Here is a 13,933-nt window from a genome sequence, read left to right as displayed (position 1 = left end):
AATGCAGGAAATTGATTTTTATCTGGTGGATGCCTTCAGCGACAAAACCTTTGGCGGCAACGCGGCAGCGGTATGTCCTCTGGAAGCGTGGCTGCCGGACGAGACGCTGCTCAAAATGGCGCAGCAGCATAACCAGTCTGAGACCGCCTTTTTTGTACGCACCGACGGTGGGTTTGAACTGCGCTGGTTTACCACGCTCGATGAAATTAACCTGTGCGGCCATGCTACGCTTGCCGCATCGCACGTTATTTTCGAATACCTTGACTATCCGCATACTGAAATTACCTTCACCACGCGCTTCGTGGGCGAGCTGACGGTTAAACGCAGCGGCGACTGGCTGACGCTGAACTTCCCCGCGTGGTCAACGGAGGTGGTCGAGAACCCACCTGCGCTGCTGTTTAGCGCGCTGGGCATCCCAGACGCAAAAGAGGTGCGCGTCGGACGTGATTACCTGGTGGTGCTGGAGAGCCAGCAGCAGGTGGAAGCGTTAACGCCGGATATTGGGGCGATGATCCCGCTGGATAAAATGGTCTGCGTGACGGCGTCGGGCGAAAAATATGACTTCGTCAGCCGCTTCTTCTGCCCGGGGGAAGGGGTGCCGGAAGATCCGGTTACCGGATCCGCCCACAGCATGCTAATCCCATACTGGAGCGAAAAGCTGGGTAAAACGTCACTTTATGCCCACCAGGGGGCGCACCGTGGCGGGGATCTGCGCTGCGAAATGAAGGGCGACCGCGTGCTGATTGGCGGTCAGGCCACCCTGTATCTGAAAGGGAAAATCTTTTTGCGCTAACGGAGCGGTACGATAAGTTAATTGTATGAAGCACCCTGGCAGGCCTGCGCTATGTTGACATTTAGCCTCACAAAAAAAAGCAAGGAGCCTGCCATGTATTCCATTACCTCTGAATCTGCACGTCACCCGGACATTCTTAGCCTGATCGCGGCGCTTGACCGCTATCAGAGCGAACTCTATCCCGCCGAAAGCAATCATCTGATCGATTTGGCTGCGCTGCCGGAAACGTCGCTGATCCTGATGGTCATTCGCGACCAGCAGCTTCAGGCCGTTGGCTGTGGCGCCATCGTGCTCAACGGCGACGGTACGGGGGAGATGAAGCGGGTCTATATCGATCCGGCCCATCGTGGGCAGCACCTTGGGGAGACGCTATTGGCCGCCCTGGAAGATGAGGCCCTGAGCCGTCATTGCCATACGGTACGGCTGGAGACGGGCATCAAGCAGCGCGCCGCGGTGCGTCTTTATGAACAGTGCGGATACGATTTGCGTCCGGCGTTTCCCCCGTACGTTGACGATCCGCTCAGCCTGTTTATGGAGAAGGCGCTGATTGAAGACGTTCGTTTAGCAGCGCTATAAAGGCCTCCAGCTGGCGGGTCATTGCCCCGCGTCGCCACACCAGCCAGGTGGTGAGCCAGCGCCAGTTTTCTGCCAGCGGCCAGGCTTCAACCTGATGATGCCCGGGCATACTCTCCAGCATCGAGCGCGGCATCAGCGCGATGCCCGCGCCCGCAATGACGCAGGCGAGCATGCCGTGATAGGACTCCATCTCGTGAATGCGGCCGGGCGTGGCGCGGTCAGCGTGAAACCAGCTCTCCAGGTGCCGGCGATAAGAGCAGTTGGCGCGAAAGGCATAAACGTCGCTGCCGCTCACCTGCGCGGCGCGTGAGATTTCCGCCTGCCCGGCAGGCGTGACCAGCATCATCTCTTCCCGGTAGACCGGCATTCCTTCCAGCTCCGGGTGCGAGAGTGGCCCGTCGACAAAGGCGGCGCTCAGAGTTCCCTCCAGTACGCCATCAATCATCGTCCCGGATGGCCCGGTAGAAAGGGCAAACTGAATGCGCGGATAGCGCTGGTTAAACTGTGCCAGCGTTTCAGGAATGCGCACGGCGGCGGTACTTTCCAGCGCGCCGAGGGCAAATAACCCCTGCGGCTCATCCCCCGCGACGACCATGCGCGCTTCATCCACCAGGGCGAGGATCTGCTTGCTGTAGCGCAAAAAGTTATGGCCAGCCGGGGATAAACGCAAACGCTGGTTCTCACGAATAAACAGCTCAACGCCAAGATCGGCTTCCAGCTGGCGGATGCGGGTCGTCAGGTTTGACGGCACGCGATGCACCTTCTGCGCCGCCTGGGTGATACTGCCCGTCAGCGCGACGGCGTTAAACATTTCAAGCTGGGTTAAATCCATAGCGTTCTCGTTTCGTGAATAAGGTGGTTAGTATTATTCATTTTTAAGAAATAGCAGAGTGGGCCACAATGAATCAACCGAAAAACGTGGAGAACACCATGACTTATTCCTCTGCAACACATGCCTTCTCTGTCAACCCGGCAACGGGTGAAACCCTCGCCGCGTATCCGTGGGCGACGCCGGAACAGGTTGAACGCGCGATTTCTCAGTCCGACGCGGGCTATCGCCAGTGGCGTCGCGAAAGCGTCTCCCACCGGGCGCAAAAGCTGCGCGATCTTAGCGCCGCGCTGCGTCATCGCGCTGAAGAGATGGCGCAGACGATCTCCCGTGAAATGGGCAAACCCATTCAGCAGGCGCGGGCCGAAGTGGCAAAATCCGCCGGCCTGTGCGACTGGTACGCCGAGCACGGCCCGGCGATGCTGCACGCGGAACCGACGCTGGTCGAAAACCAGAATGCGGTCATTGAATACCGTCCGCTGGGGCCGATCATCGCGGTCATGCCGTGGAACTTCCCGCTCTGGCAGGTGCTGCGCGGCGCGGTGCCGATTCTGCTGGCAGGTAACAGCTATCTGCTCAAACACGCGCCCAACGTCCTCGGCTCGGCGGAGCTTATCGCGCAGATCTTTGCGGATGCCGGTTTCCCTGAAGGCGTGTTCGGCTGGGTAAACGCCACCAATGACGGCGTCAGCCAGGCGATTAACGATCGCCGTATTGCGGCAGTGACCGTCACCGGCAGCGTGCGTGCCGGGGCAGCCATTGGTGCTCAGGCGGGTGCCGCGCTGAAGAAATGCGTTCTTGAGCTGGGCGGCTCTGACCCGTTCATCGTCCTCAACGATGCCGACCTGGATCTTGCCGTGAAGGCGGCGGTAGCAGGCCGCTACCAGAATACCGGGCAGGTGTGCGCGGCGGCCAAACGCTTCATTGTGGAAGAGGGTATTGCGAAGACCTTTACCCAGCGCTTTGTCGATGCGGTTGCTGCGCTGAAGCTGGGCGCGCCGGACCAGGAAGAAAACTATATTGGCCCGATGGCGCGTTTTGACCTGCGCGATGAACTCCATCAGCAGGTGCAGGCGACGCTGGCGGAAGGTGCAACGCTGCTGCTGGGCGGTGAGAAAATCAGCGGTGAGGGGAATTATTACGCCCCAACCGTGCTGGCGAACGTCACCCCGGCGATGACGGCCTTCCGGCAGGAGCTGTTTGGTCCGGTCGCGACCATTACTATCGCGAAAGACGCGGAGCATGCCCTGATGCTGGCCAACGACAGCGATTTTGGCCTGTCTGCCACGGTCTTTACGGCCAGTGATGCGCTGGCAGAGACCTTCTCCCGCGAGCTGGAGTGCGGCGGGGTGTTTATCAACGGCTTTAGCGCCAGCGATGCGCGCGTGGCCTTTGGCGGCGTGAAGAAAAGTGGCTTTGGCCGCGAACTTTCCCACTTTGGGTTGCATGAGTTCTGCAACGTGCAGACGGTGTGGAAGGATCGCGTGTAATCCCGCGATGTCGGCCCTCATCGCGAGGGCCGTTGTCATTAATCTGCAATGGTTCTGTCATTTTCATTTCGTAGACTCGCTCGCGTCTAACGCCTTGTAAATGAAGCTAATTATGAACCTAACGCAAATTTTTCGCCGTATTGCGCAGCGTCTCACTCCCCGTCACTTTGGCCTGCTGACAGGGATCTTTTGCATTATTGGCCTTTTCTCCGCGCTGCAGCTCTCCTCGTCATTCCTGCTTAACGCCTCCCTGAACGAAGCCCAGCGCAACGAGCAGCAAAACCTGCTGGCGTGGCAGCAGCAGAGCAAGCTGGATCTGGCCCGCGTCTCTCTGCTGGCGGCAAGCGATCTCCTTAACCGCTCCGGGGTGTGGTTTATGCAGGATAAAGAGACCGGATCCGACGGAAGCTGGCACAGCCTGATGGATGACGCGCAAAAGGCGCTGACGGTGTCTCAGCAGGCGTGGAAGGCCTGGCTGGCGCTGAATCCACCGAAAGACGACGCCCTGGTAAACAGCTATCAGCTCTTCTACGGCGCGATCAAAGAGCAGGCGGAAGGTCTGGTCAAAACCAATACCATCGACGCTTTTTTTGCCGTCCCGGCGCAGGCTTTTCAGACTGATTTTAACGACAACTATGCGCGCTACCAGCAGGCAAGCGAGAAGCAGGCCATGCAGGGGCGTCAGAGCCTCATGGCGCAGCTCTCTGACCTGCAAACGTTATTCCTGTTTGCCCCGTTGCTGTTAGTCGCCATTGCCGCTGTCGTCTGGTTCGGTATGTCCCGATGGGTGATTACGCCGCTGCGTCGGCTCATCGCGCATATCAACCGGCTGGCAGCAGGGGATCTCTCCGGCACGCCGCCGAACGTCATGCGCTTCAACCGGGAGATAGGGCAGCTTAGCGACAGCATTGCCACGATGCAGCACGGCCTGCAGCAGCTGGTGACGCAGGTCAGCCACGCCACGGCTACCATGGTGGAGAACATTGACTCTCTGGCGCAGGGTAACCAGAAGCTGTATCAGCAGTCGGCACGCCAGGCGAAAGAGCTTGAGGATGTGACGGCGCATATTGCGGCGCTGGAAAGCCACGTGGAAGGAAATACCGGCTATGCCAGACTCGCCAGCTCCCGGGCCGATGAAGCGCGCCAGGCAGCCGTGGGCGGCGACCAGATGATGTCGACCGTAAATGCGTCTATGCAGGCGATCGTCGACCGATCGTCTGAGATGCGCGGGATCGTGGCGATGATCGACAGCGTGGCGTTTCAGACGAACATCCTGGCGCTGAATGCCGCCATTGAGGCCGCCCATGCCGGAAATCAGGGGCGCGGGTTTGCCGTCGTCGCCCGCGAGGTTGGACTGCTGGCCAGAAAGAGCAGCCACTCGACGCAGACCATTCAGGAGCTGATCAACCGTTCACTGCAGGGTATCGAAGACGGTTCCCGTGCCGTCACCCTGATGGAAGAGAATTTGCAGCAGGTCACCGGTCTGGTGGGTAATTTGAGCAGTTTGCTGAATGAGATCTCCACCGCCACGCTCAGTCAGGGAGAGCGTATTCACCTGATGACGCGTCAGCTTCAGGCGCTGAACCAGGTCTCCCGTCAGACGGACCTGCTGGTCTCTGACGCCTCGGAGGCCTCTGAGCGGCTGCAAAAGCAATCCGATCTTTTATTGCAGGCCGTTTCGCGTTTTCGTCTTAGCGCCTGACGCAATACATAAGCCTCTGTTATACTCGCAGCCCGTTTTAGCCTGAGGGCAAGGAGCAAAGTGTGGCTGCGGTCATCCATAATGAGATGTTGGACGAGATTCTGGCGCAGGTTCGTCCGTTAATTGGAAAGGGGAAGGTTGCCGACTATATTCCGGCCCTTGCCTCGGTCAGCGGGAATAAGCTGGGTATTGCTATTTGCACCATCGACGGACAGCGATTCCAGGCAGGGGATGCAACAGAACGTTTTTCCATTCAGTCCATTTCGAAAGTGCTCAGTCTGGTTGCGGCGATGCGCCAGTATGAAGAAGACGAAATCTGGCAGCGCGTGGGTAAAGATCCGTCCGGCCAGCCTTTTAACTCGCTGCTTCAGCTTGAAATCGAGCAGGGTAAACCGCGAAATCCCTTTATCAACGCCGGGGCGCTGGTGGTCTGCGACATGCTGCAGAGCCGCCTCAGCGCGCCGCGTCAGCGAATGCTGGAGATAGTACGCCAGCTCTCGGGGGGTGACGACATTGCCTACGATCCGGTGGTGGCCCGCTCGGAGTTCGAACACTCTGCCCGTAACGCGGCCATCGCGTGGCTGATGAAATCCTTCGGCAACTTCCATAACGACGTGGCGACCGTCCTGCAAAACTATTTCCATTACTGCGCCCTGAAAATGAGCTGCGTTGAGCTGGCTCAGACGTTCCTGTTCCTTGCGCATCAGGGGCACGCGCCGCACCTCGATCAGGAGGTGGTTTCTCCTCTCCAGGCGCGCCAGGTCAACGCGCTGATGGCAACCAGCGGGATGTATCAAAACGCGGGCGAGTTTGCCTGGCGCGTTGGCCTCCCGGCCAAGTCGGGCGTGGGCGGCGGAGTGGTGGCGATTGTACCGCATGAAATGGCGATTGCGGTCTGGAGCCCCGAGCTGGATGAAACGGGAAATTCCCTTGCCGGTGTCGCGGTTCTGGAGAAACTGACCCAGCGTATGGGACGTTCCGTTTACTGATGTCTGACCTGGATCCCCTTTTTTCCCGTCTGGCGCGATCGACGTTTCGCTCGCGCTTCCGCTTAGGCGATAAGGAACGGCAGTATTGCTGGGACAAAGGCCCCGATACCATTGATCAGCATGCCGCTGATTTTGTCGAAAAGCGCCTTGCCCCTGCACAACCCGCGAATGACGGCAAACAGACGCCCATGCGCGGTCACCCGGTATTTATCGCCCAGCATGCCACCGCCACCTGTTGCCGGGGCTGTCTGGCGAAATGGCATAATATTCCTCACGGTGTTCAGCTCACCGCGCAGCAGCAGCAGTATATCGTCAGCGTGATTCACCACTGGCTGGTGCTCCAGATGAACGCCTAAATTTGACGAGTTATGATCCCGTTATATTTGTGTTATAGATTCATCCTAAGTGAGCGCCGATCGTGCTGACGACCGCAATAACTGCCATAAGCTTTCATATGGAATGAAATTTAATGCGTTCTGCTCTTACCGCTTTCAGGCCGTTCCAGCCAGACACGCCGCTGCGAAATGCATCGACGATCTTTATCCTCACCACTTTGTTCTATTTTGTGGGTGCGGAATTACGTCTCGTGGAGGCCTTGTCGCTGTTCTGGCCCCTCAACGGCGTGATGGCAGGGATCTTTGCCCGCTATGTTTTTCTGAATCGCCTGCATTACTACGCGGTATCCTATGTCGCCATGCTGATGTACGACGCGGTGACGACCAACTGGGGGATAGCCTCCGTGGTGATCAACCTGTCTAACATGGTCTTTATCGTCGTGGTCGCCGTGCTGATTCAGCGTGACAGGCGGCTGATGAAGAAAACCCCGGATCCGCTTAACGCATTACGCCTGTTCAACTACTGCCTGATTGCCGCATTGCTGTGCGCACTGCTCGGCGCGGTGGGGTCGGTCGGGATTGACAGCCACACCTTCTGGCCACTCTTTGCCGACTGGTTTAGCGAGCAGTTCTCAACCGGCGTGCTTGTTGTGCCGTGTATGCTCACGATAGGCATGCCCGTGCGCGAATTCAGGTTACGTCTGGAGCAGCTGTTACCGGTTATTGCGCTGATCGTCTCGGTGGTCGCGTCAGTCGTGATTGGCGGCGCGGGGAGCCTCTCTTTTCCACTGCCTGCGCTTATCTGGTGTGCGGTACGCTACCCATTGCCTGTGACCTGCTTGCTGACGTTTGTCACGGGCGCCATTGAAATTATTCTGGTCGCCAACTCGGTGATTAATATTGCCGTGGCGACACCGCTGACCACCCCAATGATGTTTTCTGCCCGGCTGGGTATTGCCACGATGGCGATCTGTCCGGTGCTGGTTTCCGTCAGCATGGCAGCCATTAATTCCCTGATCCGTCAGGTTTCCCTGCGGGCGGATTATGACTTTTTAACGCAGGTTTATTCGCGTTCCGGGCTTTATGAGGCGTTAAAACACGAAGAGACGCACCGCCATTCGCGTTTCCTGACCGTTATGCTGCTGGATATCGATTACTTCAAAAGCATCAACGATAACTACGGCCACGAGTGTGGCGACCGCGTGCTGGCGTCATTCGCCCGGCAGGTTCAGCAGGTGGTCGGTGAAGACGGGATGGTCGCGCGTATGGGCGGGGAAGAGTTCGCGGTGGTGGTCAACTCTGGCGACGCTCGACACGGTTATGAACTGGCGGAACGTATCAGAACTACCGTCGCTAACCATCCTTTTACATGGCGTCAGCAAACGCTCTCTCTGACGGTCAGTATTGGCCTTGGAAGCGGGAAGGCGGAGGCATGGCAGTTGACCGAGGTCTTCAACAAACTCATGACCGAAGCGGACGATCACCTCTATCGTTCAAAAAAAGCGGGTCGAAATCGTACCAGCGCCCGGGTCGCGGACGAGCATATTACTGCCGCCACCGGGCATGAAACAGAGCTGCGTTAATCGTCATAAGGCATTGACGTGAATAGCAAGTGGCTTAACAGACTGTCAGAACACTGACAATGTCACTGTTTAAGCTACGCTTTGAGTAACGCTTTACGTCAGGAGACATTATGAAAGCACCTGCAACCCCTGAAAATGAAACAGACAGACTGAACTCGCTGCGCGAATCAGGTCTGCTTGAGATCGACAGTTCCCCGGCGTTTGACCGGCTTACGCGTCTGGCGAAGCGCTTCTTCCAGGTGCCGCTGGCAATGGTCAACCTCATTGATGAGCACTCGCTGATCGTGAAGTCGGCCGATGGCAAGGCGCCTGACACCGTTCCGCGTAATATCTCGTTTTGTGGCCATACGATCCTCACCGAAGCACCGCTGGTGGTAGGGGATATGCTGCAGGACGATCGTTTTGCGGATAATCCGCTGGTGGCGGGTGAACCTCGCGTGCGTTTTTATGCGGGCTTCCCGCTGCGCCTGCGTGACGGCGCCAGCGTGGGCTCGCTGTGTCTGATTGATTACGCCCCCCGTGAGTTCTCGGCGGCCGATCTTGCCGTGCTGGGAGACCTGGGCGCGCTGGCAGAAGATGAGTTTGCCGCCATCAGCGCGGCGACCACGGATGAGTTAACCGGCTTATTCAACCGCCGGGGCTTTAATCAACTGGTGCGGTTTACGCTTTCGGTTGCCCGACGCCGGGCGGAGCCGCTGACGCTCGGCTGGCTGGATTTGGATCGCTTTAAGGAGATTAACGATCGCTACGGGCATGAAGAGGGCGATAAGGCGCTTAAAGTTATGGCGCAGCTGATGCGCAGCGCTTTCCGTGAGGCCGATATGCTGGTGCGTTTTGGCGGGGATGAGTTCGCGGTGCTGTTCGCGGATACCGACGAGCAGGGCGCCTGGATAGCCATGCAGTATCTCGCCGAGCAGGTGGAAAGCTATAACGCCCGCAAGCTTCACCCGTGGTCGCTACACTTCTCATGGGGGCTCAGTGAATTCGATCATAACGGCAACGACCTGCAACAGTGGTTAAAAGATGCCGATGAAAAGATGTATGCCATGAAGCAGCAGCGCCAGCGCGCCCGGTGACATAATAAAAGCCTATGTCCGAACCGCTTGCGTTAATAAGTTGTTAAACCCAAAGTGAGCGTATTCAACGTAAGGAAAAACAATGAATACCTCACTGCAAATCAAAACCCTCACCCGGGAAGAGATCCTCATCCATCTTGATGCGCTGGCCGGGATCCTCGAAAACTGCGTAAACGGCGGGGCATCCGTCAGCTTTATGCTCCCTTTTAGCCTCGACAAGGCCCGTACTTTCTGGCGCGGTATTGCCGAAAGCGTCGCGCGAGGCGAGCGGCTGGTGCTTGCCTGCGTCGATGCGCAGGACGGCGTCATCGGAACGGTGCAGCTGATCACAGATCAGCCGGAAAACCAGCCGCATCGCGCCGATGTGGCGAAGCTGCTGGTTCACGAGAAAGCGCGCCGGAAAGGGGCCGCGATGGCATTGATGGAAGCGCTGGAGGCTGAGGCCCGGGCCAGAGACATTTCTGTGCTGGTGCTCGATACCTCCACCGGCAGCGGGGCCGAAATTTTCTACCTGCGTGCCGGCTGGCAAAAGGTTGGTGAGATCCCGCGCTACGCGCTGATGCCTGACGGCGCCCTGACCGCCACCTCTGTGTTTTATAAGTTCTTATAATTATTTTGCACAACCGCACCGCGGATTGATCAAAACAGGGTTTCTGGTCGTTAAGTTTTGATAAGTTATCGTACCAATCTTATCAGGCTGTATGACTAATCATAAAAGGAATCCCCTTGTGAACACGCTCAACCGTCGTGATTTTCCCGGTGCGCACTATCCAGAACGCATCATTCAGTTTGGTGAAGGCAATTTCCTGCGTGCGTTTGTCGACTGGCAAATTGACCTGTTAAACGAACATACCGATCTTGACGCTGGCGTGGTAATCGTACGCCCGATTCAGAGCGACTTCCCGCCGTCGTTAAGTACCCAGGATGGGTTGTACACCACGATCGTTCGTGGCCTGAATGAGCAGGGCGAGGCGGTGAGCGAGGCCCGGCTGATCCGCTCCGTTAACCGGGAAATCAGCGTCTATGACGACTATGGCGCATTTCTGAAACTGGCTCACAATCCCGATATGCGGTTTGTATTCTCGAACACCACCGAAGCGGGTATCAGCTACCACGCGGGTGACAGCGTCGACGATGCCCCTGCGGTGAGCTATCCGGCGAAGCTGACGCGTCTGCTGTTTGAGCGCTTTAGCCACTTCAACGGTGCGGCTGACAAGGGCTGGATAATCATTCCCTGCGAGCTGATTGACTACAACGGTGACGCACTGCGTGAACTCGTCTTGCGCTATGCGCAGGAGTGGGCGCTGCCTGCCGCCTTTATTCAGTGGCTCAACGACGCCAACAGCTTCTGCTCGACGCTGGTTGACCGTATCGTGACAGGCTATCCCCGCGATGAAGCGGCCGCACTGGAGGCTGAACTGGGTTATCACGATGGGTTCCTCGACACGGCCGAACATTTTTATCTGTTTGTGATTCAGGGGCCGGCATCTCTTGCGCACGAACTTCGTCTGGATAAGTACCCGTTAAACGTGCTGATTGTCGACGACATCAGGCCTTACAAAGAACGCAAGGTCGCCATTCTGAACGGCGCGCACACGGCGCTGGTGCCGGTCGCCTTCCAGGCCGGGCTGGATACGGTAGGCGAGGCGATGAATGATGCCGAGATCTGCGCGTTCGTCGAAAAAGCGATTTATCAGGAGATCATTCCGGTCCTCGATTTGCCGCGTAACGAGCTGGAATCGTTCGCCAGTGCGGTGACAGGACGTTTTCGTAATCCCTACATCAGACACCAGCTGCTCTCCATCGCGCTTAACGGTATGACCAAATACCGTACCCGCATCCTGCCGCAGCTGCTGGCAGGGCAGAAGGCGACGGGGCAATTACCGGCTCGCCTAACGTTTGCTCTGGCCGCATTGATCGCGTTTTATCGCGCGGAGCGTAACGGGGAGAGCTATCCGGTGCAGGATGATGCACGCTGGCTGGAACGTTATCAGCAGCTGTGGGCGCAGCACCGCGACCGGCAGCTTAGCACCCGTGAACTGGTGCAGTCGGTGCTCAGCGCACGCGACCACTGGGAGCAGGACTTGACGCAGGTAAGCGGTCTTGTCGACCAGGTCACGCTGGATCTGGATGCCATTCTGCTTAAGGGCATGCGCGCCGCGGTTAAACCGCTTTGCTAATGCATTCACCCGGCTTCGGCCGGGTTTGAATAGGCCCCATTTAGTTACAACATACTATGTGCTTTGTTTTTAAAAAGCACATGCAGCACCGTGCGAATTTCGCTAATCAGGGGAGAAAATCCAATGTCCCGTTAACAAGCTTGCAACGGTGACGGGGATCACGTTTAATAGCCTCGCTCTTTTCTTGCCTGAAACTCACTATGATCGTTCGTCCTAAACAGCACTGGCTACAACTGATTTTTGTCTGGCACGGTTCGGTACTTCCCAAGATCTATACCCGATTGCTGCTCAACTTCCTGCTCTCTATCGCCGTTATCCTGATGTTACCGTGGTATACCTCGCTCGGTATCAAATTTACCGTGGCGCCATTCAGCATTCTCGGCGTGGCGATCGCTATCTTTCTGGGTTTCAGAAACAACGCCTGTTATTCACGCTACGTTGAGGCGAGGCTGCTCTGGGGGCAGTTGATGATAGCGGCACGCTCGCTGTTTCGCGAGGTAAAAAACACCTTACCCGACGATAAGCACCTCGGCGAATTTGTCCGTCTGCAGATTGCTTTCGCCAACTGTCTGCGCATGACCCTGCGCCGGGAACTGAATGCTGAGCAGCTCTCTCGTTATCTTGCTGCGGAGGATTTACGTAAAGTCATGGACGCCAACTCACCGGCGAACCGTATTTTGCTGATCATGGGGGAGTGGCTGGCCGTGCGGCGGCGAAACGGGCAACTCTCAGACATTCTGTTCCATAGCCTGAACAACCGTCTGAACGACATGTCTATCGTCCTTTCCGGCTGCGAGCGCATTGCGACCACGCCGGTGCCGTTTGCCTACACGCTGATTTTGCACCGCACGGTATATCTGTTCTGCATCATGCTGCCGTTCGCGCTGGTTGTGGACCTGCACTACATGACGCCCTTTGTTTCGGCGCTGATTTCCTACACCTTTATTTCGCTGGACACCCTGGCGGAAGAGCTGGAAGACCCGTTTGGCACGGAAGATAACGACCTGCCGCTGGACGCCATCTGCAACATGATGGAACGCGATCTGCTGCAGATGAATGATGAAGAGAACATTCCGGACAGGCTGATGCCGGATAAGCACTATCAGCTGACCTGACGGGCGTTCCACTCGTCGCGGGTAATCTCCCACAGCTCGGAGTCCAGCATCCCGCTGACGTAGGCTTTCTTCTCCGTTCTGATAAGCCGCATGCCGCTACTGTCCGAAATACGACGGGAGCGGCTGTTGGCGGCGGCCTTCGGGGCCCGCAAAACGGATTTGTTTAGCGTGTTGAACCAGTAATCCGTCGCCGCAATACTGGCTTCGCGCATATATCCGAAACCCTGAAACTCCGGCGCGAGCCAGAACCCGCGGTTGTTATCCTCGACGTCGTACAGGCAAATAATGCCCATCAATTCATCCGGCACCTCACGTCGCCGGATGCTCCAGAACCAGGCAATTCCTTTTGCCATATCCGGCAGCGCCACGTTGTTGACATAGTTTTCCGCGCCGTTATCCGGGTAGGGCCAGGGGACGGAAGAGACCATATAACGGACGATCTCCCAGCGCGGATAAAGCGTTTGTATCTGGGCGGCATCTTCGGCAACCAGCGGTTTCAGCAGTAAACGTTCTGTCGTGAGCGTCGGTATCGTCATGCGCGGATCTCCCTATTTAGGCGTTATGCTTTTGTTTGCGTTCTGGTATTTTTATCTCTATCACATTCAGCTGAGGCGCGCTGGGTTCATTCCCTACCAGAAATGGGCATCCTTTCTTTAATGGCGAAATATTGATGAGCTTTGTGTCTCTTTTAACCGGACGGGTTTTCCAGGATCTCCTGCAGCATGGCAAAGAGATAGAGGAGACTATTGCTCATCGTGATATCCGTATCCGTCTCTTGAATCATTCCACGCCCGAGCTGGAACGGTATTTTTCGCGTCCTCTCAGCGAACTTCCGCGTCAAAATCCTTATCCGGTAGCGTTTCTGTTACCTCTGTTTTTAGTGGCGTTTGCGTTAAACCTTCTGCCTTTTCTCAGCGCGTTGCAGGGGTTGTCACCTTTACATCATGCATTGAGCTTTTTCGTACCATCATTGACGATGACAGGCGCGCTCATTGTGATAAGCGTACTCCTGGCTCGTGGGAAGACGTCGGGATTATTGGGGTTTAGGGCGTTGTTAATCATTCTGCTGATAACGACCCTCGTTCAGGTTCTACATGTCATGCTTTCTCATGATGGAAGCCTCTGGCCACACGTCATTGCATCTTTCGCGCTGTTACTTTGTCGGGTGGTGATGAACGGCAGCGGCTTTGTTCTGTTTACGCTCTATTGTCGTACTCAGCGTCTTGCCAGATTGGCACGGGAAATGCGGCTAAAAAGCCGTTAAA

At 56.8% G+C, this 13,933-nt stretch carries 14 protein-coding genes; 12 read left to right on the top strand and 2 right to left on the bottom strand.

Annotated features, from left to right (window positions below; all coding sequences use genetic code 11):
- Window position 1: 1 nt before the first annotated feature.
- Entirely contained in the window at window positions 2-793 is a 792-nt protein-coding gene (locus ACOTXI_RS08305) for a PhzF family phenazine biosynthesis protein (RefSeq protein ID WP_045354027.1), read from the top strand.
- 93 nt (window positions 794-886) lie between these two features.
- Window positions 887-1,369, top strand: coding sequence for a GNAT family N-acetyltransferase (locus ACOTXI_RS08300; protein WP_058654424.1), 483 nt, complete (start codon window positions 887-889; stop codon window positions 1,367-1,369).
- Here ACOTXI_RS08300 and ptrR read toward each other — a convergent pair.
- Window positions 1,323-2,201: a putrescine utilization regulator PtrR gene (gene ptrR, locus ACOTXI_RS08295; protein WP_058654425.1), complete on the bottom strand. Its 879-nt coding sequence runs from the start codon at window positions 2,199-2,201 to the stop codon at window positions 1,323-1,325. The genes ACOTXI_RS08300 and ptrR overlap by 47 nt on opposite strands.
- A 98-nt stretch (window positions 2,202-2,299) precedes the next feature.
- On the opposite strand from ptrR, the gene sad reads away from it, so the two are divergent.
- The 9 genes from sad (at window position 2,300) to ACOTXI_RS08250 (ending at window position 12,668) form a co-directional block, all read left to right on the top strand.
- Window positions 2,300-3,688, top strand: coding sequence for a succinate-semialdehyde dehydrogenase (gene sad, locus ACOTXI_RS08290; protein ID WP_058654523.1), 1,389 nt, complete (start codon window positions 2,300-2,302; stop codon window positions 3,686-3,688).
- A gap of 112 nt (window positions 3,689-3,800) precedes the next feature.
- Window positions 3,801-5,390 carry a methyl-accepting chemotaxis protein gene (locus tag ACOTXI_RS08285; RefSeq protein ID WP_021242500.1) on the top strand — a complete coding sequence of 530 codons (1,590 nt, stop codon included), beginning with the start codon at window positions 3,801-3,803 and terminating at the stop codon, window positions 5,388-5,390.
- 62 nt (window positions 5,391-5,452) lie between these two features.
- On the top strand, window positions 5,453-6,379 hold the full coding sequence (glsB, locus tag ACOTXI_RS08280) for a glutaminase B (RefSeq protein ID WP_058654426.1): 927 nt from the start codon (window positions 5,453-5,455) through the stop codon (window positions 6,377-6,379).
- Window positions 6,379-6,735 (top strand): DUF4186 domain-containing protein, encoded by a 357-nt coding sequence (locus ACOTXI_RS08275; protein WP_021242499.1) that lies wholly within the window; start codon window positions 6,379-6,381, stop codon window positions 6,733-6,735. Before glsB ends, ACOTXI_RS08275 begins: the two co-directional genes overlap by 1 nt.
- 113 nt (window positions 6,736-6,848) lie before the next feature.
- Window positions 6,849-8,297 (top strand): GGDEF domain-containing protein, encoded by a 1,449-nt coding sequence (locus ACOTXI_RS08270; RefSeq protein WP_021242498.1) that lies wholly within the window; start codon window positions 6,849-6,851, stop codon window positions 8,295-8,297.
- A gap of 110 nt (window positions 8,298-8,407) precedes the next feature.
- Window positions 8,408-9,373, top strand: a complete 966-nt coding sequence (locus ACOTXI_RS08265; RefSeq protein ID WP_021242497.1) for a sensor domain-containing diguanylate cyclase — start codon at window positions 8,408-8,410, stop codon at window positions 9,371-9,373.
- 82 nt (window positions 9,374-9,455) lie between these two features.
- Window positions 9,456-9,983, top strand: a complete 528-nt coding sequence (locus tag ACOTXI_RS08260) for a GNAT family N-acetyltransferase (protein WP_008503205.1) — start codon at window positions 9,456-9,458, stop codon at window positions 9,981-9,983.
- 118 nt (window positions 9,984-10,101) lie between these two features.
- Complete coding sequence (locus ACOTXI_RS08255; protein ID WP_058654427.1) at window positions 10,102-11,553, top strand: tagaturonate reductase; 1,452 nt, start codon at window positions 10,102-10,104, stop codon at window positions 11,551-11,553.
- A 200-nt stretch (window positions 11,554-11,753) separates the two neighbouring features.
- Window positions 11,754-12,668, top strand: coding sequence for a bestrophin family protein (locus tag ACOTXI_RS08250; RefSeq protein ID WP_023292420.1), 915 nt, complete (start codon window positions 11,754-11,756; stop codon window positions 12,666-12,668).
- Here the strand turns inward: ACOTXI_RS08250 and ACOTXI_RS08245 are convergent.
- Window positions 12,656-13,204 carry a GNAT family N-acetyltransferase gene (locus tag ACOTXI_RS08245; protein ID WP_023327471.1) on the bottom strand — a complete coding sequence of 183 codons (549 nt, stop codon included), beginning with the start codon at window positions 13,202-13,204 and terminating at the stop codon, window positions 12,656-12,658. The two genes, ACOTXI_RS08250 and ACOTXI_RS08245, sit on opposite strands and share 13 nt — an antisense overlap.
- Window positions 13,205-13,338: 134 nt before the next feature.
- Between ACOTXI_RS08245 and ACOTXI_RS08240 the strand changes: the two genes are divergently transcribed.
- Window positions 13,339-13,932, top strand: a complete 594-nt coding sequence (locus ACOTXI_RS08240; protein ID WP_058654428.1) for a hypothetical protein — start codon at window positions 13,339-13,341, stop codon at window positions 13,930-13,932.
- Window position 13,933: the final 1 nt, after the last annotated feature.

Source organism: Enterobacter cloacae complex sp. BZL2005, assembly GCF_049238885.1.
GTDB lineage: Bacteria > Pseudomonadota > Gammaproteobacteria > Enterobacterales > Enterobacteriaceae > Enterobacter > Enterobacter roggenkampii.
This window is presented reverse-complemented; position numbering and strand designations above follow the sequence as displayed.

Coding starts and splice junctions, on each gene's coding strand:
- ACOTXI_RS08275 (WP_021242499.1), top strand. CDS start 6,379: ATGTCTGACCTGGATCCCCTTTTTTCCCGTCTGGCGCGATCGACGTTT.
- sad (WP_058654523.1), top strand. CDS start 2,300: ATGACTTATTCCTCTGCAACACATGCCTTCTCTGTCAACCCGGCAACG.
- ACOTXI_RS08245 (WP_023327471.1), bottom strand. CDS start 13,204: ATGACGATACCGACGCTCACGACAGAACGTTTACTGCTGAAACCGCTG.
- ACOTXI_RS08285 (WP_021242500.1), top strand. CDS start 3,801: ATGAACCTAACGCAAATTTTTCGCCGTATTGCGCAGCGTCTCACTCCC.
- ptrR (WP_058654425.1), bottom strand. CDS start 2,201: ATGGATTTAACCCAGCTTGAAATGTTTAACGCCGTCGCGCTGACGGGC.
- ACOTXI_RS08305 (WP_045354027.1), top strand. CDS start 2: ATGCAGGAAATTGATTTTTATCTGGTGGATGCCTTCAGCGACAAAACC.
- ACOTXI_RS08250 (WP_023292420.1), top strand. CDS start 11,754: ATGATCGTTCGTCCTAAACAGCACTGGCTACAACTGATTTTTGTCTGG.
- ACOTXI_RS08260 (WP_008503205.1), top strand. CDS start 9,456: ATGAATACCTCACTGCAAATCAAAACCCTCACCCGGGAAGAGATCCTC.
- ACOTXI_RS08300 (WP_058654424.1), top strand. CDS start 887: ATGTATTCCATTACCTCTGAATCTGCACGTCACCCGGACATTCTTAGC.
- ACOTXI_RS08265 (WP_021242497.1), top strand. CDS start 8,408: ATGAAAGCACCTGCAACCCCTGAAAATGAAACAGACAGACTGAACTCG.
- ACOTXI_RS08240 (WP_058654428.1), top strand. CDS start 13,339: ATGAGCTTTGTGTCTCTTTTAACCGGACGGGTTTTCCAGGATCTCCTG.
- ACOTXI_RS08270 (WP_021242498.1), top strand. CDS start 6,849: ATGCGTTCTGCTCTTACCGCTTTCAGGCCGTTCCAGCCAGACACGCCG.